Source organism: Mesorhizobium sp. M00.F.Ca.ET.216.01.1.1, from assembly GCF_004010325.2.
Lineage (GTDB): Bacteria > Pseudomonadota > Alphaproteobacteria > Rhizobiales > Rhizobiaceae > Mesorhizobium.
The window spans coordinates 32526-57906 of the sequence record NZ_SADR02000008.1; the positions used below are offsets into that span (position 1 = coordinate 32526).

Annotated in this window: 29 protein-coding genes and 1 tRNA gene; 11 read left to right on the top strand and 19 right to left on the bottom strand. The window is 62.6% G+C overall.

Annotated elements, in window-relative coordinates; genetic code table 11:
• Window positions 1-33: 33 nt before the first annotated feature.
• The gene (gene rnd / locus EN859_RS12495; RefSeq protein ID WP_127854401.1) at window positions 34-1185 is read left to right on the top strand and encodes a ribonuclease D; all 1152 of its coding nucleotides are present in this window, start codon (window positions 34-36) and stop codon (window positions 1183-1185) included.
• Window positions 1186-1187: 2 nt separating this feature from the next.
• Here rnd and EN859_RS12500 read toward each other — a convergent pair whose 3' ends face one another.
• Genes EN859_RS12500 through guaB form a run of 3 tightly spaced genes read right to left on the bottom strand, consistent with a single transcriptional unit; the run spans window position 1188 to window position 3700 of the window.
• Window positions 1188-1607, bottom strand: a complete 420-nt coding sequence (locus EN859_RS12500; protein WP_127854402.1) for an MAPEG family protein — start codon at window positions 1605-1607, stop codon at window positions 1188-1190.
• Between the two features lie 16 nt (window positions 1608-1623).
• Window positions 1624-2166, bottom strand: a complete 543-nt coding sequence (locus tag EN859_RS12505) for a hypothetical protein (protein ID WP_189501896.1) — start codon at window positions 2164-2166, stop codon at window positions 1624-1626.
• A 31-nt stretch (window positions 2167-2197) separates the two neighbouring features.
• On the bottom strand, window positions 2198-3700 hold the full coding sequence (gene guaB / locus EN859_RS12510) for an IMP dehydrogenase (RefSeq protein ID WP_127854404.1): 1503 nt from the start codon (window positions 3698-3700) through the stop codon (window positions 2198-2200).
• Here guaB and EN859_RS38080 point away from each other — a divergent pair.
• The 3 genes from EN859_RS38080 to EN859_RS12520 all read left to right on the top strand — a co-directional run bounded on the left by EN859_RS38080 (window position 3687) and on the right by EN859_RS12520 (window position 7065).
• On the top strand, window positions 3687-3836 hold the full coding sequence (locus tag EN859_RS38080) for a hypothetical protein (protein ID WP_189501898.1): 150 nt from the start codon (window positions 3687-3689) through the stop codon (window positions 3834-3836). The genes guaB and EN859_RS38080 overlap by 14 nt on opposite strands.
• Window positions 3837-3990: 154 nt before the next feature.
• Window positions 3991-5412 carry an MFS transporter gene (locus EN859_RS12515; protein ID WP_127854405.1) on the top strand — a complete coding sequence of 474 codons (1422 nt, stop codon included), beginning with the start codon at window positions 3991-3993 and terminating at the stop codon, window positions 5410-5412.
• A gap of 855 nt (window positions 5413-6267) precedes the next feature.
• The gene (locus tag EN859_RS12520; RefSeq protein WP_127854406.1) at window positions 6268-7065 is read left to right on the top strand and encodes an IS4 family transposase; all 798 of its coding nucleotides are present in this window, start codon (window positions 6268-6270) and stop codon (window positions 7063-7065) included.
• Window positions 7066-7088: 23 nt separating this feature from the next.
• On the opposite strand, the gene EN859_RS12525 is transcribed toward EN859_RS12520, so the two are convergent.
• Window positions 7089-7784, bottom strand: coding sequence for an RlmE family RNA methyltransferase (locus tag EN859_RS12525; protein ID WP_127854407.1), 696 nt, complete (start codon window positions 7782-7784; stop codon window positions 7089-7091).
• Window positions 7781-9154 carry a Ppx/GppA phosphatase family protein gene (locus EN859_RS12530; RefSeq protein WP_127854408.1) on the bottom strand — a complete coding sequence of 458 codons (1374 nt, stop codon included), beginning with the start codon at window positions 9152-9154 and terminating at the stop codon, window positions 7781-7783. The genes EN859_RS12525 and EN859_RS12530 overlap by 4 nt, the downstream gene beginning before the upstream one ends.
• Window positions 9155-9421: 267 nt before the next feature.
• On the opposite strand from EN859_RS12530, the gene EN859_RS12535 reads away from it, so the two are divergent.
• The 3 genes from EN859_RS12535 to EN859_RS38085 all read left to right on the top strand — a co-directional run bounded on the left by EN859_RS12535 (window position 9422) and on the right by EN859_RS38085 (window position 10881).
• A complete protein-coding gene (locus tag EN859_RS12535) occupies window positions 9422-10354 on the top strand; it encodes a lysylphosphatidylglycerol synthase domain-containing protein (RefSeq protein WP_127854409.1) in 933 nt (310 codons plus the stop codon).
• A gap of 176 nt (window positions 10355-10530) precedes the next feature.
• Window positions 10531-10604: transfer RNA gene (locus EN859_RS12540), tRNA-Gln, on the top strand.
• Between the two features lie 106 nt (window positions 10605-10710).
• A complete protein-coding gene (locus EN859_RS38085; RefSeq protein ID WP_189501900.1) occupies window positions 10711-10881 on the top strand; it encodes a hypothetical protein in 171 nt (56 codons plus the stop codon).
• A 26-nt stretch (window positions 10882-10907) separates the two neighbouring features.
• Here the strand turns inward: EN859_RS38085 and EN859_RS38645 are convergent, their stop codons facing one another.
• Window positions 10908-11105 (bottom strand): hypothetical protein, encoded by a 198-nt coding sequence (locus tag EN859_RS38645; protein WP_210237688.1) that lies wholly within the window; start codon window positions 11103-11105, stop codon window positions 10908-10910.
• A gap of 51 nt (window positions 11106-11156) precedes the next feature.
• Between EN859_RS38645 and EN859_RS38650 the strand changes: the two genes are divergently transcribed.
• From EN859_RS38650 to EN859_RS12550, 3 genes are all read left to right on the top strand, one after another.
• Complete coding sequence (locus EN859_RS38650) at window positions 11157-11711, top strand: hypothetical protein (RefSeq protein ID WP_210237689.1); 555 nt, start codon at window positions 11157-11159, stop codon at window positions 11709-11711.
• A gap of 22 nt (window positions 11712-11733) precedes the next feature.
• Entirely contained in the window at window positions 11734-11886 is a 153-nt protein-coding gene (locus EN859_RS38090) for a hypothetical protein (RefSeq protein WP_189501902.1), read from the top strand.
• Window positions 11887-12042: 156 nt separating this feature from the next.
• Window positions 12043-14571 (top strand): hypothetical protein, encoded by a 2529-nt coding sequence (locus EN859_RS12550; RefSeq protein WP_127854411.1) that lies wholly within the window; start codon window positions 12043-12045, stop codon window positions 14569-14571.
• A 3-nt stretch (window positions 14572-14574) separates the two neighbouring features.
• Here EN859_RS12550 and EN859_RS12555 read toward each other — a convergent pair whose 3' ends face one another.
• The 11 genes from EN859_RS12555 to EN859_RS12605 form a co-directional block, all read right to left on the bottom strand.
• Window positions 14575-14829, bottom strand: a complete 255-nt coding sequence (locus EN859_RS12555) for a hypothetical protein (RefSeq protein WP_127854412.1) — start codon at window positions 14827-14829, stop codon at window positions 14575-14577.
• 1 nt (window position 14830) lies between these two features.
• Window positions 14831-15091 carry a hypothetical protein gene (locus EN859_RS12560; protein WP_127854413.1) on the bottom strand — a complete coding sequence of 87 codons (261 nt, stop codon included), beginning with the start codon at window positions 15089-15091 and terminating at the stop codon, window positions 14831-14833.
• A gap of 9 nt (window positions 15092-15100) precedes the next feature.
• Window positions 15101-16207, bottom strand: coding sequence for a hypothetical protein (locus EN859_RS12565; RefSeq protein WP_127854414.1), 1107 nt, complete (start codon window positions 16205-16207; stop codon window positions 15101-15103).
• Window positions 16208-16591: 384 nt separating this feature from the next.
• A complete protein-coding gene (locus EN859_RS12570) occupies window positions 16592-17422 on the bottom strand; it encodes an alpha/beta hydrolase (RefSeq protein ID WP_127854415.1) in 831 nt (276 codons plus the stop codon).
• Window positions 17423-17836: 414 nt separating this feature from the next.
• Window positions 17837-18142, bottom strand: a complete 306-nt coding sequence (locus EN859_RS12575; RefSeq protein ID WP_127854416.1) for a hypothetical protein — start codon at window positions 18140-18142, stop codon at window positions 17837-17839.
• Entirely contained in the window at window positions 18139-18411 is a 273-nt protein-coding gene (locus EN859_RS12580; protein WP_127854417.1) for a hypothetical protein, read from the bottom strand. Before EN859_RS12580 ends, EN859_RS12575 begins: the two co-directional genes overlap by 4 nt.
• Window positions 18408-18701, bottom strand: a complete 294-nt coding sequence (locus EN859_RS12585; protein WP_127854418.1) for a hypothetical protein — start codon at window positions 18699-18701, stop codon at window positions 18408-18410. The genes EN859_RS12580 and EN859_RS12585 overlap by 4 nt, the downstream gene beginning before the upstream one ends.
• Window positions 18698-19075 carry a hypothetical protein gene (locus EN859_RS12590; protein WP_135913530.1) on the bottom strand — a complete coding sequence of 126 codons (378 nt, stop codon included), beginning with the start codon at window positions 19073-19075 and terminating at the stop codon, window positions 18698-18700. Before EN859_RS12590 ends, EN859_RS12585 begins: the two co-directional genes overlap by 4 nt.
• Complete coding sequence (locus tag EN859_RS12595) at window positions 19072-19734, bottom strand: helix-turn-helix domain-containing protein (RefSeq protein WP_127854420.1); 663 nt, start codon at window positions 19732-19734, stop codon at window positions 19072-19074. Before EN859_RS12595 ends, EN859_RS12590 begins: the two co-directional genes overlap by 4 nt.
• Before the next feature lie 139 nt (window positions 19735-19873).
• Window positions 19874-20095: a hypothetical protein gene (locus EN859_RS12600; protein ID WP_127854421.1), complete on the bottom strand. Its 222-nt coding sequence runs from the start codon at window positions 20093-20095 to the stop codon at window positions 19874-19876.
• Window positions 20096-20250: 155 nt separating this feature from the next.
• Window positions 20251-21456 (bottom strand): site-specific integrase, encoded by a 1206-nt coding sequence (locus EN859_RS12605; protein ID WP_189501904.1) that lies wholly within the window; start codon window positions 21454-21456, stop codon window positions 20251-20253.
• Window positions 21457-21840: 384 nt separating this feature from the next.
• Here EN859_RS12605 and EN859_RS12610 point away from each other — a divergent pair, with 384 nt between their 5' ends.
• Complete coding sequence (locus EN859_RS12610; protein ID WP_127854423.1) at window positions 21841-22041, top strand: DUF2905 domain-containing protein; 201 nt, start codon at window positions 21841-21843, stop codon at window positions 22039-22041.
• A gap of 45 nt (window positions 22042-22086) precedes the next feature.
• Here the strand turns inward: EN859_RS12610 and EN859_RS12615 are convergent, their stop codons facing one another.
• Together EN859_RS12615 and nirD are read right to left on the bottom strand one after the other, a co-directional pair.
• Window positions 22087-24984: a nitrate reductase gene (locus tag EN859_RS12615; RefSeq protein WP_127854424.1), complete on the bottom strand. Its 2898-nt coding sequence runs from the start codon at window positions 24982-24984 to the stop codon at window positions 22087-22089.
• A gap of 3 nt (window positions 24985-24987) precedes the next feature.
• Window positions 24988-25317, bottom strand: coding sequence for a nitrite reductase small subunit NirD (gene nirD, locus EN859_RS12620; RefSeq protein ID WP_127854425.1), 330 nt, complete (start codon window positions 25315-25317; stop codon window positions 24988-24990).
• Window positions 25318-25381: the final 64 nt, after the last annotated feature.

Here is a 25381-nt window from a genome sequence, read left to right on the forward strand (position 1 = left end):
GAGAGAACCTTACCCGTTGCCAAAAGCGATTTGATGCACGTCATCACCACCCAGAATGAACTCGAGACCGTTGTCGCTGCGTTCGAAAAGTCGGACTTCGTCACCGTCGATACCGAATTCATCCGCGAAACGACCTTCTGGCCGATTCTCTGCCTGATTCAGATGGCGGCGCCCGGCGTGACGGCGCTGATCGATCCGCTGTCGCCCGATATCGACCTGAAGCCGTTCTTCAGGCTGATGGCCAACGAGGCGATCGTCAAAGTCTTCCATGCGGCGCGCCAGGACATCGAAATCATCATGCATCTCGGCGACCTGGTGCCGCATCCGGTGTTCGACACCCAGGTGGCAGCGATGGTCTGCGGCTTCGGCGATAGCGTCTCCTACGACCAGCTGGTGCAGCGCATCACCGGCGCGCGGCTCGATAAATCCTCGCGTTTCACCGACTGGCGCCACCGGCCGCTCTCCGACAAGCAGCTCGACTACGCGCTTGCCGACGTCACCCATCTGATCGAGGTCTACCAGCACCTCAGCGCCGAGTTGGTGCGGGAAAACCGCGCCCACTGGCTGAACGAGGAAATGGAGGTGCTGACTTCGCGCGACACCTACGATCCGCATCCCGAGGATGCCTGGAAGCGGCTGAAGATGCGGCTGCGCAAGCCGCAGGAGCTGGCGATCGTGCAAGCCGTTGCCGCCTGGCGCGAACGCGAGGCACGCGAGCGCGACGTGCCGCGCGGCCGGGTACTCAAGGACGATGCCATCTACGAGATCGCGCAGCAGGCGCCGCGCGACGTGATGACGCTGGGCAGGCTGCGCACCACGCCGAAAGGCTGGGAGCGATCGTCGACGGCAACAGCACTGCTTGGCGCGGTGAATGCCGCCCTTGCCTTGCCAAGGGAAGAGATGCCGAAGCTGCCGAAGAGCTTCCAGCCGCCGGAGGGCGCCAGCGCCGCTGCGGAATTGCTGAAGGTGCTTTTGCGGATTGTCGCCGAAAAAGAAGGCGTCGCCTCGAAGGTGCTTGCCTCCAGCGACGACATCGACCGCATCGCGGCGGAGGGCGAGGCCGCCGACGTGCCGGCACTGCAAGGCTGGCGGCGCGTGGTATTCGGCGAAGCCGCGCTCAAGCTGGTGCGCGGCGAGATCGGGATCAAGTTCGACAAGCGCAAGATCGCGTTGTTCGACCTGTAGTCTCAGACTATCTCGAGCAGGTGCAGCGCCAGCCAGATCCAGCCAAGCCCGAGCACCACAAGGCCGAGCACAAACGAGCGGTTGCGCAGCAACAGCCGGTTGCTGGTCAGGTGGATCCAGGCATGGACGTAGCGCGAAACGACAAAGATCCACATCAAGGCAATGGTCAGATAGTTGACGCTGCTGGCGGCGTGCAGCGCCAGGCACAGCGCATAGAAAAGCACCGGCAGCTCGAACTGGTTGCTCAGATTGTTGGCGACGGTGACGCTGGAGGCCGGCTCGGTCGAACGCGTTTTGAACTGGCCGACCTTGGCTTCGCCCGATTTGACCGCGGCGAACCGGCGCCGGCCCATAACGACGTAGACGATATAGACCAGAAGCACCTGCGCCAGCATGGGCCAGAAGATCGCGGTCTGGTTCATGGATGCCCCGCTACTTCTACACGCGACGCCGCTGACCTGCCAGATGGAAAGCCGCAATAACGGTCACGGGTATCGCCAGCAGCGCGAATTTGGTGACGGTCAGCGCCGAGGCGAAGGCCAGCGAATCCGGATTGGCCGTCAGAAAATCGGACAACAGCCGCGCCACCGCGAAATTCTGCGCATAGTCGGCAAGCGTGTAGGGCAGCACCAGCGCCAGCGCGAAGGCGGACTGGACCTGCGCCGACATTGCCCGGAAATTCCTCAGCCGCCGCCCGGTGGCAATGATCAGGCTGACCATGGTCACCGACAGCAGCGCCGGGAACACGAGGTCGAAGGTCAGATAATGCCAGACCAGGATGATCTCGCTGCCGCGCCGCCCAAGCGCCGTCAGCCAGGCCATACCCTCGTCCGGGGTGAAGCCGGCAAAGCGCCAGTCGAGCGACGACAGTCCGCCGCTCAACTGGCGGAAATAGATGAACTCCAGCACCGTCATGACGATGAACACCGTCAGGGTTGCAGTGCAGAGCGCGGCAGCGTGGCGCGACAGCCGCAGGATCATTGCAGTCAGATTTCGCCCGAAGGCATGCTGATCAAATTCCGCCAGGATAATTCGGGCTTTCGCGGGTAATCGTGACGTCATGGGCGTGGCTTTCACGAAGTCCGGCGTTTGATATGCGCACAAAGGTGGCGCGCTCACGGAAGTCGGCAAGGTCGCGACCGCCGACATAACCCATAGCGGCTTTCAGGCCGCCTGCAAGCTGGTGCAGCACGCCGGACACAGGTCCTTTGTAGGGAACCTGCCCTTCGATGCCTTCCGGGACCAGTTTCAGCGTGTCGCGCACCTCGGCCTGGAAGTAGCGGTCGGCGGAGCCGCGGGCCATGGCACCGACCGAACCCATGCCGCGATAGGCCTTGAAGGAGCGGCCCTGGTGCAGATAGACCTCGCCGGGGCTCTCATCGGTTCCGGCCAGCAGCGAGCCGATCATGGCGGCGCTGGCGCCGGCGGCGAGCGCCTTGGCGAGGTCGCCCGAATATTTGATGCCGCCATCGGCAATGACCGAGACACCCGACTTCTGCGCCGTCTCGACCGCCGACATGATCGCCGAGAGCTGCGGCACGCCGACGCCAGCAACGATGCGGGTGGTGCAGATGGAACCTGGGCCGATGCCGACCTTGACGGCGTCGGCGCCGGCATCGATCAGCGCCTGCGCGCCTTCGGCGGTGGCGACGTTGCCGGCCAGGATGCGCACCGAGTTGGAGAGTTTCTTGGCTCGCCTCACCGCGTCGAGCACGCGTTGCGAGTGGCCATGCGCGGTGTCGACCACCAGAAGGTCGACGCCGGCATCGATGAGGCGCTCGGCGCGCTCGAAGCCGTCATCGCCGACACTGGTGGCGGCGGCGGCGCGCAGGCGTCCCTGCGCATCCTTGGTGGCGTGCGGATTGAGCTGCGCTTTCTCGATGTCCTTGACAGTGATCAGCCCGACGCAATTGCCCGATTTGTCGACCACCAACAGCTTTTCGATGCGATGCTGGTGCAGCAGCCGCTTGGCCTCCTCCTGGTCGACGTTCTCCTTGACCGTGATCAGGCTCTCGCGGGTCATCAGTTCGTAGACCTTCTGCGCCGGATCGGAGGCGAAACGCACGTCACGATTGGTCAGGATGCCGACCAACCGTCCGACCGTATGCCCGCCGCTGCCGCCGTTTTCGACCACCGGAATGCCCGAGATGCTGTAGGTGCGCATCAGCGCCAGCGCGTCGGCGAGCGTGGCGTCGGGGCCGATGGTGACGGGGTTCACCACCATGCCGGATTCGAACTTCTTCACCTGCCGCACCTGCTCGGCCTGTTCGGCCGGCGAAAAATTGCGATGGATGACGCCGATGCCGCCAGCCTGGGCCATGGCGATGGCGAGCCTGGCTTCGGTGACGGTATCCATGGCGGCGGAGAGGATCGGCACGTTGAGGTCGATGTCGCCGGCGATGCGGGTGCGGATGTCGGTCTCGCCAGGCATGACCTCGGAGTGACCGGGCTGAAGCAGCACGTCGTCAAAGGTCAGCGCCAGCGCGCCGGTGGACGTTTCGATGATCTTTGCCATTGCCAGCCCTCGGAATGCAGGAAAGGCGCTGGCCTGGATGGACAGCGCCGACTCGTATCTTCCCTTTCAGGATTGGCGCTGGCTCGTAACACGTCCCGCCGCAGATGAAAAGCCGATGATTGCACGCGACGGATAAGGCGACGTTTCGCCCGAAAAGACGCTACCAATGGTTGCGGTCGCAGAAATGTGACAGCGAGTTAATGCGACATCCGGGCCAAAGCGTGGTAACCGCCGTGCCTGTCGGCTTGCCCCCGGTCGGCGGTGAACATTCGAATTCCCGGACGCCCATCGTGAACCGCACCATTCCGCTTATCCTGGCGGTCGCACTTTTCATGGAAAACATGGATTCGACCGTCATCGCGACATCGCTGCCGGCGATCGCCGTCGACATCCATACCAGCCCTATCGCGCTCAAGCTGGCGCTGACCGCTTATCTGGTGTCGCTGGCGATCTTCATTCCGATCAGCGGCTGGATGGCCGACCGCTTCGGCGCCAAGAATATCTTTCGCGCCGCGATCGCTGTTTTCATCGCCGGTTCGGTCGCTTGCGCCGTTTCCGATTCGCTGCCGGCTTTCGTCGTTTCACGCTTCCTGCAAGGCATAGGCGGTGCCATGATGACGCCGGTGGGACGCCTGGTGCTGGTGCGCGCCACACCCAAGAACGAGCTTGTCGCCGCCATGTCCTGGCTGACGGTTCCGGCCCTGGTCGGTCCGCTCGTCGGCCCGCCGGTCGGCGGTTTCATCACCACCTATTTCACCTGGCACTGGATCTTCCTGATCAATGTGCCGATCGGGCTGATCGGTATTTGGCTGGCCACACGCTTCCTGCCGGAGACAGAATCGGCCGAGATGCCGCCGCTCGATTTCATCGGCTTCGTGCTGAGTGGCCTGGCGGCGTCCGGCATCGTGTTCGGCCTGTCTGTGGTGAGCCTGCCGGCGCTGCCACCGATTGCCGGTTTCATCACCGTGGCCGTGGGGCTGGTGGCAGCCGTGCTTTACCTCTTGCACGCGCGCCGTGCTAAAAATCCGCTGCTGGCGCTCGAGCTGTTCCGCAACCGGGTGTTCCGGTCCTCCGTGCTCGGCGGCGGCCTGTTCCGCATCGGCATCGGCGCGGTGCCCTTCCTGTTGCCGCTGATGTTCCAGATCGGCTTCGGGCTGACACCGTTCCAGTCCGGCATGATCACCTTCGTCTCGGCGGTCGGCGCCATCGGCATGAAATTCGTCACCGCGCTGATCTTCCGGATCGTCGGGTTTCGCCGCGTACTGATCTTCGGCTCACTGGTCGCGGCAGCGACGATAGCCGTCAACGGCTTGTTCACGCCAGAGACGCCCTATGCGCTGATCCTCGCCATGCTCTTGGCCGGCGGCTTCATCCGCTCGATGTTCTTCACCGGCATCAACGCGCTTGCCTATGCCGAGGTTTCGGCCGCCGACACCAGCAAAGCGACGCCGATCACAGCGGTGTTCCAGCAATTGGCGATCGCGCTTGGCGTGGCGCTGGCCGGCGGCATTCTGGAGGTGTCGACGAAGATCCATGGCGGTCCGCTGACGCTGAGCGATTTCCATATTGCGTTCTTCATCGTGGCAGCGGTGTCGGCGGCGGCATCGCTGTCGTTCATGCGGTTGGCGCCCGATGCCGGCAACGCCGTGTCAGGACACGGCAGGCTGACAACGCCGAAAACGCTTGAGTCGGTTGGTCCGCAAGGGGGTTGAGGGCTCTCTCCTTCTCCCCTTGTGGGAGAAGGTGGATCGGCGCGGAGCGCCGAGACGGTTGAGGGGTGTTGGAAGGAATGAGGCGTTGGTGTTCCCTGGGACACCCCTCATCCGGCCGCTTCGCGGCCACCTTCTCCCACAAGGGGCTAGCGTGCGCACACATTTGCGTCTTGGGGCTGTCAAGCGGGAAGGTGGGCGGCTGCGAAAAGGGGTTGAAGGGGTAGAATCGTATGTGATTGTGTAGCTGCCGTTGTTGATTCTGGAGGTTTCGACGATGGCTTTGCTGCTTGGATACTTCGGCGACCTGCGCCTGCAAAAAAGGGGAGCATGGTTCTGGAGCGCATGGTTGCGCGCGTCAGCGCGGGGATGCGCCGGCTGGCCGACACCCGCGCTGAAATGGTTGCGTTCACGCGCCTGTTTCGCAATCGCCCCGTGAGCAAGCAAGAGATCATCCGCACGGCGGCGGCCCGAACGGCCGAAGCGGCGGCCGGCCGCCATGTCTTGCTGATCGAGGACAGCAGCGAGATCAACCACGCGGCCAAGAGCTTGCGCAAGCGGGGTCTCGGCCGCGTCGGCAATGGCAAGGATGTCGGGCTGTTCGTGCATCGGCGCTGGCCGTGGATGCCGCGGACGGCTCGGTTCTGGGCCTTGCGGCCGCCACGATCTGGCGGCGCGAGGCAAAGAAGGCGGACGACTACCAGGCGCTGCCGATCGAGGACAAGGAAAGCTATAAATGGATTGCCGCGGCCAAGGCGGCGTGCCAAGCGCTGACCGACACACCGCTGGCCACCGTGATCGGCGACCGCGAGGCCGACATCTACGAAGTGTTTGCAAGGCTGCCCGACGAGCGCACCCATGTGCTCATCCGCGCCGTACGGGACAGGGCCTTGGGCACGCAGGGCCGCCTGTTCAGCGCGATCGCCAACACGCCGGAAGCCGGCTGCATCGCCTTCGAGCTGCAGGGCCCGTCCCGGCCGGCCGGCACGCACTGTCGAGCTGGCCGTTCGCTTCGCCGCGGTGAGCTTGCGCCAGCCGCGCCTTGGCGCCGATCGCCGCGATCCTGGCGAACTTACGCTCAACATGGTGGAAGTGCGCGAGATCGAGCCACCTTCGCCGAAGGAAGCGGTGATCTGGCGGCTGTTGACCACCCACACCGTCGAAACATGCGCCGATGCCTGCCGCATCGTCGATCTCTATCGCTCGCGCTGGAGGGTCGAACAGCTGTTTAGAACCATGAAGTCGCAAGCCATCGATCTGGAGGAAAGTCTCATCGCCGATGGCGACGCGCTCGAGCGCCTGGCCGCCGCCGCCTTGATCGTCGCCACCAGGGTTATGCAACTCGTGCACGGACGCGGCGCGGCCGGCCAGGCCTTCACGGCCGCACGCCTCTTCAGCCCCACCGAGATCAGTGTTCTGGAAGCGCTCATCACCAGGCTCGAAGGCAAGACCCAAAAGCAGAAGAACCCGCACCCCGTGCACACGCTCGCCCGGGCCGCCTGGTGCATTGCCCGGCTGGGAGGATGGAACGGCTACGCCAAGGAGCGGCCGCCAGGCCCGGTCACCTTCAGCAACGGCCTCAAACGCTTCCACGCCATCGCCGAGGGCTTCGCTCTTGCATCTAATCCACACGAAGCAAATGTGTGCGCACGCTAGCCCACAAGGGGAGAAGGGAGGCGCTACCCCTTAAAATCCTTCGCCAGCAGGTAAAGCTCCACCGACTCATCCCGCGAGGCCGGCGGCTTGACGTGGTGAACCGAGCGGAAATTCTGCTTGAGCCTGGCGAGCAACTCGTTTTCGGCGCCGCCCTGAAAAGTCTTGGCGAGGAAATGACCGCCCGGCTTCAGCACCGACAGCGCGAAATCGGCCGCCACCTCGCACAGATACATGGTGCGGATGTGATCGGTCCTCTTGTGGCCAGTGGTCGGCGCCGCCATGTCGGAGAGCACGATATCGGGCTGGCCGCCCAGTGTCTCGGCGAGCTTTTCCGGCGCCTGCGGGTCGAGGAAATCCATCAGCAGCACCGGCGCGCCGGGCACCGCATCCATCTCCAGATAGTCGATGCCGACGACATGCGGGTGTTCGGCCGTCGACTTCGTGCGCGCTGCCGCGACCTGGCACCAGCCGCCGGGCGCCGCGCCGAGGTCGATGACCTTCATGCCAGGCTTGAGCAGATGGTGCTTGTCGTCGATCTCGATCAGCTTGTAGGCCGCGCGGGACCTATAGCCTTCGGCCTTGGAGCGCTGGACATAGGGGTCGTTGATGTGGCGCTGCAGCCAGCGGCGCGAGGATTCCTTCAGACCGCTTTTCTTCTTCACCCGCGTCTTCAGGACGCGAATGCCGGCGGTACCCGGCTTTTGCGGTCTCTTGGTCATTGCCGGCCACGCGCATCATTGTGCCAGACGCCGGCATCGGCCATCAGTTCGCTCAAAATGCCCTCGCGCAGGCCACGGTCGGCGACACGCAGCCGCTCGGATGGCCAGACCCCCCGGATCGCTTCCAGGATGGCGCAGCCGGCCAGCACCAGGTCGGCGCGGTCGGCGCCGATGCATGGATTGGCGACGCGCTGCTGGAAATCCCAGCCGACCAGCTTCTCGACCATGCGGTCAACGCTGTTGCGGTTCATCCACAGTCCGTCGACCCGGCGGCGGTCGTAGCGTTCCAGGTCAAGGTGAACGCCGGCCAGCGTCGTCACCGTGCCCGAGGTGCCTAGCAGATGGAATTTCGGGCTGGAGAGCACGTGGCTTAGACGGTCGCGACCGTCGAAGGCGTGCAGGCGCGCGGCAACGTCCTCGACCATGGCGGCAAAGATCTCGCGCGTCACCGTGCGGCCGCCAAAACGCTCGGCCAGCGAGACGACGCCGACCGGCAGCGACGTCCAGGAGACGATGTGGTTGGCGAGCCGTGGCGAGCGCCGGCCGGTAAGATCGATCAGCGCGATTTCGGACGAGCCGCCGCCGATGTCGAACAGGACGACACCTTGCGTATCGCGCTCGACCAGCGAGCCGCAACCCGACACAGCCAGCCGCGCCTCGGTCTGGCGGTCGATGATCTCGAGCTTGAGACCCGCCTCGCGCTCGACGCGCTCAAGGAATTCGACGCCGTTGGCGGCGGTGCGGCAGGCCTCGGTGGCGATCAGCCTGGCCTTCCTGACCTTGCGGTTGCGCAGTTTGTCGCCACAGATCTTCAGTGCCTCGACTGCGCGGTCCATCGCCGCCTGGCCAAGCCGGCCATTGGCGGTGAGCCCCTCGCCCAGCCTGACGATGCGCGAAAACGCATCGATGACGCGGAACTGGCCATGACGCGTCGGCACCGCGACCAGCAGCCGGCAATTGTTGGTGCCGAGATCGAGTGCGGCAAACACCGGCAGTTCCTGCATCGGCGGCCGGTAATAAGCGCCTGGCTCCGGCTTTGCCTGCAGGGGCGAAGGCCCGGCCGAGATCATCGCATCGGACCGACGGACGGCTGGAGCGACAGCAATGGTAGCGGCGGGCGTCGAGGGGACAGCTACCACGGCATGATTGTCATCGCGTACGAAAACCTTGCGCCCGCGCCGGCGCTTGCGCCGCTTCCGGGACTTGCCCTTCTGATGCTGGGCGTCACCTGCCTGTCCGTTCCCGGACCGGGGCTCCGCATGGCGGTCGTGATGCCGCCCGGCGGATGGGCCTGCCTGGCCTGGCGGCGTCGGCGAAGCCCTGGACACACCCACTTCCGGCGCGCTGGCGCCGGTGTCGTGGTCTTCCACTATCGTTCCTTCCGGCGCCGCGCGAACCGGAGACCGGACGCAGCAGGCGCTTTTATGTTTCAAGTTGCCGCCAGACTAGCAGCGCCGCGCCGGATCACCAAGAGTACATGGAGCGAATTTTGCCGGCAGCATGAAGCGGCATTGCCTTCGCAGTTGAATAGCCGGCTTCAATCAGGCATTTCTGAAATGGAGCGGTGGATAAGGCAGAACCGCGGGCGGTTCCGCCCGAATCCAAACAAATGGGCGGCAGCGCATGACGACTACGCCATGAACTGGAGGCGCTATCTCTGGCCGGCCATCGGGCTTGCGGCGGTGGTGTTCTCGCTGTGGCTGCTCTGGCACGAGTTGCGCGGCATCTCGCTCGACGACGTCTGGGACGGCATCGTCGCCATTCCCACCCGCGGCTGGGTGCTCGCCGCGCTGAGCTCGGTCGTCGCCTATGCCTCGCTCGCCGGCTACGACCACATCGCGCTGCTGCATATCGGCAAGAAGGTGTCATGGCTGTTCGTCACCTTCAGCTCCTTCACCACCTATGCGCTGTCGCACAATATCGGCGGCTCGGTGTTTTCGGGCGCCGTGATTCGCTACCGTGCCTACGGCACCAAGGGCCTGACCGGCCAGGATGTCGGCATTCTGGTGGCAATCTGCTGGATCACCTTCGTGCTGTCGACGCTGTTCGTGTCGGGCATCGTGCTGGTGCTCGAACCGGAGATCATCGACCGCTTTTCCGGCGCCCCGCATCATGGGCTGGCGATAGCCGCCGGGCTCGCCATGCTGATCCTGGTGGCGGCCTATGCCTTCGGCAGCTGGCTGCACCTCAAGCCACTGAGGATCGGCAGCTTCCAACTGCATTATCCGGCGCTGCCCATCGTCGTGCGGCAATTACTGATCGGCCCCATCGAGCTTCTGGCGGCAACGGCGATCATCTTCTTCGCCCTGCCCGTATCAGGCAATCCCGGCTATTTCGTCGTGCTCGGCGTCTTCCTGGTGTCGTTCTCGATCGCGCAGATCTCGCATGCGCCTGGCGGGCTCGGCGTGTTCGAGGTGGTGTTCCTGGCCGGGCTTTCGCATATGGACCCGGTCGGCGTGCTGGCAGCCTTGCTGGTGTTCCGGCTGTTCTACCTGATCATCCCGCTGCTGATCGCGCTCTGTGTCGTGCTGTTCTTCGAGCACTCGCAATACAGCCGCAGCCAGAATTAGACGCCGGGCCTCCAGACGACGCTCTGGGTTTGTACGCCCACCTTCGAAGCATGACGTCCGAACCGGGCTGACGAAACCAGTCGAATTGAAGTGCTGGGCAGGCTTGACTATTTTCCGGCGGCGGCTACAAGGCACGCGCGGCCGCTTGGCGGCCCACCCTGCGCGACCGCGCCTGCTGGGGAATAGGTTAACGGTAGACCCACGGACTCTGACTCCGTTAGTCCTGGTTCGAATCCAGGTTCCCCAGCCAGCACAACCACCTGAAATCGCTGATAAAATCGGTCTGGTCTTAGAAAGGCGGGAAGACGGCCCTAGCCTAAATAGGCCCAGAATAGAATTGGTGCGATTTCCGCGCTTTGCTCGACGCCAGCGATCCGATGATTGCCGAACTCGAATCGCATGGGCTGTCGCGCTTCGAGATTGCCGCGCAGGCGCAAGTCAGCCGCGCGACGGTCCTGGCGGCTGGCGAATGGCGCCAACAAGGATCACCTGAGCGAGATGGCGGCGCGCGTCGAGCGCCTGCATGAGCGCATCGTCGGCGAGCCCGGAATGTTTAACGGGAGCGTGGGCGATAGCGGAGTATGCTTTGCCATGGCGGCGAATCGCTGCTGACAAAAAGGCGAAGCACATGCTTTTCGATGTTCGCGCGGTTGAGGCGCAGCACCGGCCACTGATCCAGAACGGCAACCTTGGCGATGCCTTCCGCGCCGGCACATTCGGGTGCGTCAGGTTGATCGAGGATGTTGTTCACGGCGGAAGCTGGAAAGACGAGCGCGCCACTTTCGCTGTCGTCGATCTCGGCGTGCGGATCATCAACGATTGCGGGGCTGCAGGCCATTTGGCCTTGTCCGGTTTCTGGTCGGCAGCCAGCCATCAAGTTCGCGATCTGGTGGAATGCCACCAGCTGATCGAATATTTTCGCCATCGGCCATCTGATGCGCAGGAGTGGTTCGAAAGCGACGGCAAGGAACGCTACAAGAAATACGGCTTTGGCAAGGTCTTTGACAATCTTGCAAAGGACCGGGGGGCAGCGAAGTTTGATCTCAAGCAGAGCTTCGATTTCTTTTCGAATGCAGGGAGCCATCCCAGCACCGCCGGCCTTGCGTGGCAAATGACCGACGTTGGCCAGAAGCTCATCGGGCCGGTTCCGCACCCGGATCGCTTCCGCCTTTTCGTCGGCGATTTGTGGGCACATGCGACGAGGGCGACGCTGCAATTTGTCGACACCATGGATGCGCTCAATCGCGACCACGAGCCGATCCGCGATCAGTTTCGTTTCAGCCACGCCGTTGTGGCCGGCGCACAGCAATTGCTTTCCGAGATCACCGCCGAACAGGTGCGCGAGTTCTGGAAATAGCCGGCCTACAGGCGCACGTTGCTTGCTGGCCGCTGCGCTGCCCGGCGATGCGGCCCGTGTGCGCTGGCGGCGCTGGCAGGCGGGCTATCAGGGCTTTGCGAACGGCGACTTCCAGTTGCAATTGCTTTTTCGCTGGTGGTCTTCGTTAGTCGGGAACGGGCGGCGGTCCGGCTAGCGCGCGTTCCGGCTGGCCGCTGTGCTTCTCGGCTGTGCGCACCGTGGCGCGATGGCGGCGGTTGGGATGCGGACCAGCGGTTAAATTTACTGAAATGGACCACAGCGTATTAAGCTACAGCATAGGGTAATATACGCTGATTCGTCGGAGCGGCGCATGATTGCCCGTCTACATGGGAAACCAAAGTTCATCACTCCGCAGTTCTCACCTAGGGAACTGCGCACCGAAAGTGATGTCGAGCAAAAACTCCTCTTCCCGTTCCTGACAAACGCCAGCTATCTCAACATCAGGACGGAGTGGGTGCGAACCAAGGAGTACATGACCCCCACTGAAGTCGACAAGGCGGCGGGCAAGCGGTTCGGCTACTTTCCGGATTACTCCATCTGGATTGCCGGCCGTCCCTTGGCGATCGTGGAGGCGAAGGGGCCGGACATCGCCATTGAGGTGGGTCTGCGCGAGGCGCGTCTATATGCCGGAGAAATCAACAAGCGTTACCCTCCCGAAGTCAACCCCATCGGTTACGTCCTAGCGAGCAACGGCGAGCAGATCGCCCTGTCGGAGTGGGATAGCGAAACCAATGTCCTTATCGCCAAATCCATCAACGCGGGTCCCGGTACGGCTGTCTTCGACGCCATCGTGGGCGCGATTGGCCGCAACGCTCTCGAAGAGCGTTCGAAAAAGCTCGACCCGCATTTCCAAGCCCGTAAGTTCTGGCCCGTTGCCGCCTCCATTGGAACTCCTTCCAAACTTACCCGGCAACTCGGCGTCAACGAGTTTGCCGAACCCCTTTTTCCGGTGCTGACCAAATATTTCGAGAATACCGACGACACGTCCGACGATGTGATCGATCATGCCTACGTGACCTCGGATGAGTTGAACACTTACGAAGGCATCCTAGAGACTTATCTTAAAGACCGGACGAGCAAGATCGCTGGCAATCAGTTAAAGGCGATCGAGACCAGCCGGACCACTGCGCCGGGCCTTACGACAGAGGTCCAGAGGTTCGCCGGCAACCCTGCTTACTATAGCCGGGTGCAGCTCATCGTCGGGGCAGTCGGCTCCGGCAAGAGCACCTTCATGCGCCGGTACTACCGTCGTCTGATGACCAAGGAAGTAAGGGATAAGACACTCTGGTCGTTTGTGAATTTCAACGCCACCGGGCCGGAGCTCGAGGGCGTCACGAAATTCATAGCAGAGCAGTTTTTGCAGTCGTTCGGCCGTGAGAACCAAATCGATATCTATGACTTGGAAACGGTCCAGCGCATCTTCTCGGCCGAACTGAACAGATTCGAGCGCGGGCCGGCAAAAATGCTTGTTTCCGCCGATCGGGCGGAATACGTCCGCAAGCGCACGGCGTTGCTCGAAAGTCTGATGGCCGATCCGATCAAGTTCACAGAGGCCATCGCGCGCCACTACTCCGGCGAGAGGCACCTCGGCCTGGTGGTGTTATTCGACAATGTGGACAAGCGCACCCGCGAACAGCAGCTTAAGGTTTTCGAAGCGGCGCAATGGTTCAAGGACATCACCAAGGGCCTGATCCTGGTCAATCTTCGGGATTCAACCTTCGAGGCCCACAAGGATGAGCCGCCGCTAGACGCGTTCATCAATGCCATCAACTTCTACATCAAGCCGCCTCGGTTCGCGCCTGTCATCAGGAAGCGCCTCGAGCTCGTGTTGGAAAATTTGACCGACGAGATCGGGAAGAAGCTGGAGTATAGCCTGACCGGCGGCCAGCGCATCACCTATCCGGCGTCTCGTCTGGGCGAGTTCTTGATGAGCGTCTACGCATCGCTCTTCGACAACAGGGAGACCCAGATCGCATCGTCGCTAGAGGCGTTGGTAGCGAAGGATGTGCGCCGTGCCCTAGGCATGTTCAGCGACATCATCATCTCACCCCATATTCAGACGAACCAGATCACCGGCGCGGCTATCGTGGGAAAGGAATATAAGATACCCGAGCGCCACATCCTCCGCGCCCTTATGCGGGGCCGCTACGCGTTGTACGCGAACGGCCACTCGTCTTACATTCATGACATTCTCGGCGCTGACGAATCCCACGTCCGGCCTAGCAATTTCATTTTTTGCGACATCCTCGAATACCTGATCCGGAAACGAAAAGACAAGATCGACTTCTTCCAAGAAGGGTATGCAACGATTGGTACGCTCATCCAGGAAATGAGCCGGTTGGGGTACGACGAAGGCGACACATACAAAGCCGTCATGTCGCTAGTGACCCGTGGCTTGGTGGAGCCCGAGGGTCATATCATGACGGACCTTTTGCCGGAGGATGCGGTCCGGGTGCACGCCTCCGGGTTCGTCCACGATCGCATGCTCCTTCGTCGGGAAGAGTATGTGACCGGGATCACGTCCGGCATGAAATTCGCAGCCCGTGATGTCGCGGATGACATCGCGCGGCAATGGGTAAACGCGGATGGACGCCCGGAAATGTCCGTCGCTGCGAAATTCAAGATTTTGGAAAAAATGAGGGAGTACTTCAGGTTTGAGTACGCCCGCCGTTGCCGCCGACACCCCTTCTACGAGGAGGCCGGTTTCGGAGGGCGACATATCGTCAAATGTATCGAGCATGACTACGAGTTCGTCCAAGATCTCTTAACGAAAATTCGCCCGGTGCTTCGGCGACCGGGTTATACCCAAACAACCCAAACCGTCGGAACCCGCCGCTAGCGGTCATGGATGCGCCCCGCTGCCATTGCGCTTGCGCCGCGCCGCGAGCTCGACCGCCTTGTCGATGTTTTCCTCGCGCATTTCTTTGACGGCCCGCCGGTAGCTGCGCAGCATGGCGTTTTCGATTTCATTGAGCCGGCGGTCGGTGGCTTGCTCGGCCTCGGCCATTCTCTGGTCGATGCTGGCGCGCATTTTCCTGACCTCCTCGGCGAACGAGCGCGCCACGTGGTCAACCAGCACTTTGGTCCGCTCGTCCATCTCAGCCTGCCTCCTCGATGCGCTCGATGGAGAAAGATCCGTCGCCGCTCCGCAGATCGATACTGAGCAGCAGCCTTGGCCCGAGGGATGCGATCTCTTTGGGCGACAGCACCGCCTTCATTGCCTCGGCGATGGCAATCATGGCGCTCGGGATGTCGACGCCATCCGGATCGATGTCCCACCGAAATCCCCGGCTGTCTGGCCGATAGGGCAAGCGCGGGAGGCTCTCGGGACCGGGCGGTTGCTTGGGGCGGAATTCCATGGCCGCCTCCTACCAGCCGATGCCATCGACCACGGCGACACGGCCTGGACGGGCCATGATCCACGACACGTCGAGCAGCAGCCGCAAGCCGATCAGATCGCTTTGCCAGAGCGATACCTGAGGCGAGGCGACGACGCCGGCAGCGTCAACAAGCGGCAGCGGATTCGTATCCTCGGCATGAATGGTCGATTCCGTGGAGACACTGATTCCCGGCAAATCGCCCTCGGCTGAGGCGAAATCGGCGGCATCGACCAAGATCAGGCGGTCGCCAGGCACGCTTGGGCTGGCAATGACCGGCAGGGCGACGCCGGGCGCGAGCAGGCCCATAACAAGTGCGGTTTCGGTCGAGGCGAGGAAAATCGGATCGATCAGCGGCCCGGTGGTGATGGCGGCCAGCAATGCTCGAATGTCGGCCACCAACCCGGCAAGGCCGGTCTCCGTCGACGCGGCGGTTGCTGCCACGCCATCGAGTAGGCCAGCGGGGCGGATGCTGGTCGCCGGATTGGCATCGAGGAGGACCGAATCGATTTCAATGGTGGTGTCTTCGGCCATCGCCGAACGCAGGACGCTTTCGATGGCCGGGGTGCTTTTCTCGCTAAGCTGGCGCGAAAAAAACGAAATGACGCCGGCCATTTTGGGCCGGATCGGCAAGCCGGCGAAATTTGCGCGGCTGACCTTGATCGCCTCGCCCGGGCCGACGAAGGCACCGCCGATGCTTGGTGTCGGATCGCGGCGCGGCAGGACCGCCGAGCCCTTGCCTGCGAGCGAGACGCGCGGGCCGCGCGCGGCAAGCTGCGCATAGACGGATTGCCCGTCCGTGAGCGCGGCGATGACGCCGCCGCTGCCGACGCCGCCGGCCAGTTCGGCGGCCCATGTCGGCACGGTGGTTTGCGCCGGGTCGCTGACGGCCCGCGCGAGTACGTTGTCGATGTCGAGGAAGCCGGCGGCGGCGCTGGTGAGCCTGTCCCCGGGATAGTGCCGGGCGGCGGCGTCGCGCAGCGAGATTTTCCGGGCGGCGCTGACCAAATTGGCCACGGCGACGCGGACGACGAGATCGGCCAGCGGCGTCGGGAATGACGACGCGTCGGCGAAAGCCGAGGGGCGGATGATATGCATGATGGAGGGTTCCGCGATGAGCGGAGAAAGCAGCCGGGCCAGCAATGAAAAACGCGGGGGCGTTTCTCCGAAGCGGTGGGTTCTGGCGGACTTGCCGAGTTTTCGCGACGCCTTTCGGCGACGGCGCGCTCAGCGGTTTCCGGGCCTTAGTGCCGGGCTTGGCAAACCCGGTCCCCGCTTCTTACGCGACCCCCGCAATATGGGCCAAATTGGCCAGAAAATCAATCGGCGGCATCTGTCAGTCGTGCCTTCAGTTTAAATGTCTGCTCGCGACCCGTTGCTGACCCTCGCCAGCCGGCCATCAACGAGATGCAACGGCTCCGAAGCGAACATTGAAGAGAGCGAGGGAAAATTGTTCACCTTTCCCAAGGGTCGCCCCCTTCATCAGTCTTCGCCTTCGCGCGATAGAAACGCGTTCAGCCGTTCCAGAACGAGATGCGGGGCTTCGAGCTGAGGCAAGTGGCCGACACCGGGCAGTGTTTCGAACACTGCCTGGGGGATCAGCGCATGAAGCGTTTTGCCTCGCTCCAGCGGGATCCATGGATCGTCCTCGCCCCAGATTATTTTTACCGGACATCGAATATCCCCGAACATCGGCTCGACCTCGGCGGTATATTTTTCATCGGCTTGCGCGAATTGCCGATAGAAGCTTCCTCGTCCCTCCTCGGAAAGCCAAGGCTCGACAAGCTTCTCGAAATCTCCAGGATCGATGTCGTTTACGATCGCCCCTTTGATGTAGGCCTCCACGAGCGCTCTATGGATATGCGGCGGCAGGCCCAAAAAGGCGTCCACATGGCGACCGACATGATCGAAGAACTCCGATCCCCAAGGGCGCATCGCGACGACATTCATCAGAACATACCGCTCGAAGTCGCAGCCATGCAACAAATGCGCCCGTAGCGTCGTCGCTCCACCGAAATCATGGGCAACGACCATAGGCTGCTCGAGTTCCCAATGCGCAAGTATCTCGGCGAATACCTGACCTTGCACATCGAGCGACGTGCGCTGCTCCGCGGCTTTGTCGGATCGTCCGTATCCGGGCATATCGTACCAATGCACACGATACCGCCTTGCAAGCTCCGGAATAATCCGATGCCATGAGAACGAAGACCACGGCCAGCCGTGGGCCAGCACGAGGGCAGGCCCACTACCAAGACGACCCGTTGCAACAGCGCCCGCAGATGTTTCCACGGTCTCATCGAGTTTCCACGACATCAAATATTCACCTCCGTTTTCGGGACAGCGCCGTTCATACGAATTGGTTCATAAAGCTCGAGACCGCTGGCCTCAAAACTCGGACGCTGCCCGCTCCAGCAGCGGATCAGGCACCTGGGTCGCTCAACGACCGCTTCATGGCACTCCTTGCACGTTCCGTTGGGCGAGCCAAACGGCCGCCTTCCACCCGTAGCCGAAATTCAAACTGAGACACGGCCCATCTGTCAAAAGGACAGCGTGCCAATCGGCGGTTAGCTGCGTTCAAGATGCGGTGAATTTCGGAGAAGGAGGGCATGTGCGAATTTTGCGGAAAGTGAAACCGAATTGCCCGCGCGCGGCGGGGGCGAGGCCGGGTAGTTCGGACATGCCCCCTCCGTCAATGCCCCGGTTGGCGCGCCCGGGCCGGTGATGCCGTCAACAATCCCCTAGTTCATAGTGGATCAGCAGCAGCGCGTGTTCGATGTCGCTAGCCTTCAGGTCGGCGCGGATGTCGCGCAGCAAGCTGGGCCAGTCGGTGTCGTCGTCTTGGTCATAAGGATCATCGATCACAAGCTCGTAGGCTAGATCGCGCACGATCTCGCGCATGACTTGATCGTGCACGTCATCGGGCCATTGCTCGATGACAGCAACCAACGCCGCTGTTGCGGTGTCCAAGGCGTTGACCCTGGCCGACTGTGCGGCATCGGGCTTGCTGAAGACTTGCTCGGTATCTGTGCTCATGATGCCGGCTTTCTCAGAGGCAGAAGCTTGGTGATGCACAAATAGGCCACGTCCGAGTTGTTGAGGCCGTTTGTGAGCATTTCTCCGATCTGGACCGGGTCGGTGACAGTGCGCTCTTCGTTTTTGGTTTTGCTGCCCGGTCGATGATAGGTTACGGCAACTCTCCACCGTTTCATTTTTTCAGTCCTCCTGTGGTTGTCCGCGCCGGGATTGACGCGCCGGGTCTTGCCGGCCCGATGCCGCGAGCACCGGGCCGGCGATGCGGTCATCGCGCCATCAATCGGGCGACTTCCTGTTCCCTGTCGAATTCCGGGTTTCTTCGATTGAGCGTGATCGTGATCTTTTCGATCAGGTTCCAGTCCGGGCCGCGCTCGACGTGTTCTTGAAGCTCCTCAAGCTCCTCGACGTACCAGACGGCCGGGCTAGTGCCGCCAAAGTCGGTCTCGACGCGCCAGCGCCTTTCGTGCATCGGGATTTCCTGTTCGATGGTTGCCGCTTCGGTTTCCATGCTCATTTCCTCCTTGCTGCCGACGCCACCATTGACGCCGGGATTGCTCATCGCTTGCCGCCCCGGATCAGCCGCAAGCGCGGCTGCCGCAGCCGGCGTTCGGCCTCGTCAAAGGCGGCGAGCATGCGTTTGAATGGGTGCTGCTGCTGATATTCAGTGACCTCTCGCCGCAACTGGGCGCGCACGTTGGCCGGGGCCTTGGTCAGGCATCGGACAAATTCCTCATCACCCTCATCCTTTGTCACGAACGGTCCGGGTTTCTTTTCAAGGAAGCGGTCGACCAGTTCGCGATTGATCTCGATCATCTCGCGGCAGCGGGCCATCACCGAGCGCAATTGCGCCTCGGTCGGTCGGCCATCACCGCGCAAAAATTGGCGACAAATCGACCGAAGCTGACTGTCGGAATAATGATGCGGGCGTTTCATGGCTCCTGCTCCTTGGTCTTGGCCGCCAGCAATCGCGCCTGCTTTCTGTCCCACGGCGACAAATGCGGCTCAGCCTGGCGCTGTCGGGCGGCGGATTTGGGTGGGGGTGCCGGCGGGCCTTTCGAAGGAAGTTTTCCATTCGATTTCTCGATCTGAAAACCCGGAGGGGTCGCGGCAGCGAACCCCAGTGTTAGATTCAATGTGTTCTCTTTATTGTGTTGGGGTTCCACTTTTGGGACGATCCTCGTTCCACTTTTGGGACCACCTTGGGTGTCAGTTTTGGGACCAGTCTGCCGATCCGAAACGGTACCAGTTTTGGTACCATTTTTGCGCTTGCGTGGGATCGGTTTTCGGGTCGCCTCGAATGCCGTCACGATGGCGCGCAATTTGACGAAATTCACCTGATAGGCTGTCCGGTTCGTATCGCTATCGATGCGACGGAACAGGCCGGCTTTGATGAGTTCTTCGAGGCCGCGCAGAACCGAGCTTTTGGAAATGCCCAAGCGGCGAACAATGGTGCGCAGCGACGGATCGCAGCGGCGGGTTTTCTCATTCCGGTGATCAAGCAGCAAGCCGCCGACGCGCTTGGCACCGCTCGAAAGTTTGGCGATACACAAGGCCTTGTAGGCGAAAAATTGCGCCGTCTGTTCGCTCGCCAATGTGGTGCGTCCTCCCTTTTCGAGGGAGCCGCGCTTGACGGGAGTGGCGGGTGGCGGGTAGGAATAATTTCCGGGAGCCCTATCCCGAAGTGCCCTTAATTATTCGAGCCGCCGCGTGCCAAGCGTGGCGGCTTCTCTGCTATCCGGTTGCGATAAGGTTCTGCCGGCGCTCCTCGGCCTCACGCACAGCCGCCTCACTCGCGAGCAGCGTCTTGCCGAACCTGAACATTTTCAGTCCCCATCGCTTGCGATTGGCAAGGATCGTCTTCGACGAGCAATGCCAGCGCGTGGCAAGGTCGTCGACGGTTGAAAATCGCTCCTGCGGCTCCGCATGGTTGGAGACTTGCACCAGCTTGGACATCGGGGTTCTCCGCTGACTGAAAGGATCTCAGCGGCAATATTCTAGCTTAACGCGGCTCATCGCAAGAATAAAATGAACTGACCATCAATAAAAGTGCAGCATGCTAAGTTAAACTTAACTAAATGGCCATTTCACTGGAATTTACCGCCTTCTTGCTAAGCAGCGCTTTCATTCATTTCATCCTTGAGGCTCGCCTTTGGCGAGAGGACGCTCGAAACTTTGCCCAAGGCGGCCCTCGCTGCCTCATCTTCGAGATGCGCATAGCGCTGTGTCGTCGTCGCCTGCCTATGACCGAGCAGCTTGCCGACGACATAAAGCGAAACGCCGTTGTTGATTGCGGCGCTGGCGAATGAATGCCGCAAATCGTGAATGCGAAAGCGACGCACGCCGGCCTTGGCGACGACCTCCTCCCATGCCCCCTGCACCGTGGTCAGATGGCCGCGCTTGGACTCGGAGGGGAAAACCCATTTATTGATGCGCGGCAGGCCTTGGAGGATTTTGACGGCCTCTTCGTCGAGATAAACGTCGCGGCCATCATCCGAGGTCTTATCCCTTTCGAGGATCAGCTTGGCGTTGCGCAGATCGGCATCCTGCCAGCGGAGGGAGAAGATTTCCCCCGCCCTCGCCCCTGTCCGCAAGATCAACCGCAAGGCCGAGAAGACGGCAAGGCGGCTCGGCTGCTCGGCGGCAAGATCGGCGGCTGCTTGGTCGAGCGCGATCAGGTCCTCGGGCGCATAGAAATTCTGCATCTTTTTCGTCTTGCCCGGCTTGAGCTTGATCCTCTGCGGCTCGGCGATTTTGCGTTGGTCGGCAAACGAGAGGATCGATTTGACCAACACAAGGCAATGATCGCGCTGGCCACGCTTGGTGATCGTGTCGAGCCAGTTCTGGACGGTGGCCTCGGAAATATCGCCAATGCGCCGCTTGCCGATAGTCTTTTCGACATAGCGCTTCCAGCGGTCGCTATCGCTGGCTAACGTCGAGGGCCGCTTGTTGCCATCGCCGCGCACTTTTGGATAGCCGAGCTCCTCATACTTGGCCCATGCGTCGTTGAGCGTCACTTTGTCCTTGGGCGATTTCTTCCGCCCGATGGCCTCGTCGGTATTCTTGCCGAGGCGGGCAGCGGCAAGCGCGGCCTTGGCCATATTGAGTGCGCCGGGATCATCGGCGGGTCCCTCGAAATGAAGGATGCCGACTATGCCGAGGACTCGGCGCGGCGTCCGGCTCGGCTCGACGAAATAGGAGCGCCTGCCGCTTTCATAGGCAATGACGCCAAAGCCGCGCACCTCGGAGCAGCGTTCGATATTCGGCCTTTCGCCCTTCTTCGGTAGCGTCACTTTCATGGCGCGTGGCTCAGTCATTCTTGGCATTTTCTTGGTGGCCTTTCTTCAGGAATAACGGAGTCGCCGTTAACTGATTTTGAATAGGCCCAGAATAGGATTTCTGCAAGGAATGAAAGGCATTAACTGGAATTGACGGGAATCGTAATTCCAGAAAACATAATTAAACTGGCATGTTAGGCAGTTGCGGGAAGGCGGCAATGCCGCACTCTGACTCCGTTAGTCCTGGTTCGAATCCAGGTTCCCCAGCCAAGCCGGATGCCCCGTCGATGACTTGGCTCTACAAGCATTGCTGCAGCTGCCGCCGTTTGCGGCGGGTCGAGGGTCGTGCATGTGCCGGGGCCAACCGGAGACTAGGAATGGCCAAAGTCGCGTTCGCCGCTATATTTCCGGCAGGATGCTGCCATGTCGAGAACCCTGATCATCGTTGGTCTCATCATAGTTGCCATAGGCTTATTGTGGCCGTGGTTGTCGCGGATCGGTCTCGGCAGATTGCCTGGCGACATCGTGATCGAGCGTGAGAACTTCACGTTTTATGCTCCGATTGCCACCGGGATTCTGATCAGCATCGTGCTCTCGCTTATTCTGTGGCTGGTCAACCGGTAGCGGGATGCTCGCTGCCGCCCCGCTCTTACCGATTGGGCAGCGTATTCACTCCGCCGCCTGCACCCTGCCCGCCTGGATGATTGCCCGGATCTCGGCGCGGCAGGAGCCGCAATTGGTGCCGGCTTTCAGCGCGCTGCCGATTGCCTCGACGGTCGTGCAGCCGGCCGCTACCGCCGCCGCGATCTGGTTGGCGCCGACGCTGAAGCAGGAGCAGACTGTGGCGCCGGCATCGGGCCGCTCGGCGCCCGCCCGGCCGGCGACGATGCGGAAGCGCTCGCGCTGGCCGGCGTGGGTTCCGTCAAGCTGCTCCGCCGCCCAGCTGCGCGATACGGCGACCGGGCCGGGTGCGACGAACAGCGCCCCCGACAAGCGGTCGTCGGCAAAGGCGGCGATGCGATGCTGGCCGGCGTCGCGATCGTGATAAGCGAGCATGTCGGCGTCCGGCGGCGTGCCGAACAATGATCTTGCGAAACTCGCCCAGTCGATGTCGGCATCGGCAAAGGCAAGCTCGACGCGCCAGCCGCCCCGGCACCTGGCCACGGCCCAATAGGCTGCTGCAGCCGGCGCCGGACGCTGGCGCACCACCGCAAAGCCGAAGGCTTTCGCCGCAAATTTCTCGACGCGAACCGCGACATGCTTCAGCGCCGGCTGGCCCGAGATCGGGTCGGTCAGCGGCGCCGTCAGCGCATCGAGCCGGCCCCTGGCGGCAAACTGATCGGTCCAGTGCATCGGCGCAAAGACGCTGCCCTGGCGCTGGCGCGCGGTGACCAGCGCGCGGACCAGCACCTCGCCGCGTAGGCTGGAGACGCGCACGATGTCGGCATCGCCGATGCCGTAGCGCTGCGCATCCGCCGGGTGGATCTCGACGAATGGCTCGGCGATGTGCTGGGACAGGCGCGGGCTCTTTCCCGTCCGTGTCATGGTGTGCCAGTGGTCGCGGATGCGCCCGGTGTTGAGGATCAGCGGATAGGCCGGGCTGGTGCGGGTGTCGGTTGCGGGGCGGATGGCAATGAAGCGCGCCTTGCGGTCGGGAGTGTAGAAGTTGCCGTTGGCGAAGAAACGGGTGGTGGTTGGGGCATGTCCAGCCGGAGCCCCCTTCTCTGGCTGACGTCCAGCTTGAGCATCCCCCTCTGGCGGACGTCCAGCCTGAACACCCCCCTCTGGCCTGCCGGCCATCTCCCCCTCAAGGGAGATTGGCAGTTCCGCTGACGGCGCTTGTTCTGCGACGTTGACAACTGGCGAAGGCGGTCGTGACGACTGATCTCCCCCCTTGAGGGGGAGATGGCCGGCAGGCCAGAGGGGGGTGCCTGGGCTCGGCGCCGGCCATTGGAACGGAGCCAGCGCCGCATAGCCCTCCCCGTCGACACCGGCATAGGCGCCGATGTCGAAATCTCGAGCGCCGTCGTTCTCGAAAGCCGACAGCGCGGCGTGCTCGACGAAGATCTCCGACGGCGACTCATGCGAAAATGCCTCGGCAAAACCCATGCGCTTGCCGACCTCGGCAACAATCCACCAGTCCGGCCTGGCTTCGCCGGGCGGCGGCAGAAACGCGCGCTGGCGCGAGATGCGGCGCTCCGAATTGGTGACGGTGCCGTCCTTCTCGCCCCATGCGGCCGCAGGCAGCCGGACATCGGCATGACGGACCGTATCGGTCTCGGCTAGCACGTCCGACACCACGACGAAGGGGCAGGCCTTGATCGCCGCCTCGACGGCATCGGCATCCGGCATCGAATCGACCGGGTTGGTGGCCATGATCCACAGCGCCTTGATGCGGCCATCGGCAACGGCCTCGAACATCTCGACTGCCTTCAGGCCGGGTTTTTCGGCGATGGCCGGCGCGCTCCAGAAGCGCTGCACACGCTGACGATGCTCGGGGTTTTCGATCTCCATATGGGCGGCGAGCATGTTTGCCATGCCGCCGACCTCGCGGCCGCCCATGGCGTTGGGCTGGCCGGTCACCGAAAACGGCCCTGCGCCGGGCTTGCCGATGCGGCCGGTGGCAAGATGGCAGTTGATGATGGCGTTGACCTTGTCGGTGCCCGAGGACGACTGGTTCACGCCCTGGCTGTAGACGGTCACGGTCTTCGCGGTTGCGGCAAACAGGCTATAGAAGCGGGAAAGCTCGTCCTCACCCAGGCCCGTGGCCGCGGCGATGCCGGCAAGGTCAAGCTTAGAGGCGGCGAAAAGGGCCTGCCCAAAGCCGGTCGTGTGCGCCGCGATATAGGCGCGGTCCAGCGCGTTATGCTGGCCGAGATAAGCGAGCAGGCCGGTGAACAACGCGACATCACCGTCGGGCGCGATGGCCAGATGCATGTCGGCGATATCGGCGGTCATCGTGCGGCGTGGATCGACCAGCACGATCTTCATCTCGGGCCGTTTTTCCCGGGCCGCGGCAATGCGCTGGTAAAGCACTGGGTGACACCAGGCGAGATTGGAGCCGACCAGCACGATGAGGTCGGCAAGCTCCAGATCCTCGTAGCTGCCCGGCACGGTATCGGAACCGAAGGCGCGGCGGTGGCCAGCGACCGACGAGGCCATGCACAGGCGCGAGTTGGTGTCGATATTGGCCGAGCCGATGAAGCCCTTCATCAGCTTGTTGGCGACATAATAATCCTCGGTCAGCAACTGGCCGGAGACATAGAAGGCAACCGCGTCCGGGCCGTGCCCGGCGACGGTGCGCGAGAAGGTCGAGGCGACGAGGCCGAGCGCCTCGTCCCAGCCGGCGCGGCGGCCGCCGATTTCGGGATGGAGCAGCCTGCCATCGAGGTCGATGGTCTCGGCCAGCGCCGAACCCTTGGAGCAGAGCCGGCCGAAATTCGCCGGGTGGTCGGGGTCGCCGCGAACGGTCACTTCACCGTCCGCGGCGACCTTCGCCAGCACGCCGCAACCCACCCCGCAATAGGGGCAGGTGGTCCTCACCTCGCGCGCTTCTTCGATCTCCATGTTTCAGGCCGCGCGGCTGGCCAGCGCTTCGAGCGCGATGAAAAGCCGCTCGCCTTCGACCCGCACCGGGATGGTGCGCACCGCACCCTCATCGGCGCCTTGCGCCTTGCCGGTCTCCAGCGAGATCACCCAGTTGTGCAAAGGACAGGTCACCGCCGCGCCATGCACGATCCCCTGGCTGAGCGGCCCGCCCTTGTGCGGACAATGGTCGTCAATGGCGAAGACCTGGTCCTCTGCCGTGCGGAACACGGCGATCTTGCCCTGGGGCGTGGCGACGCAGCGCGCACCGCGGCGCGGAATGTCCGAGATGGTGCCGATGGCGATCCAGTTCATATGCCGAAGCTCCTGTAGAAGGTCGGTACGGCCGATAGGCGCCCCTCTGGGAGGGGGGCGGATG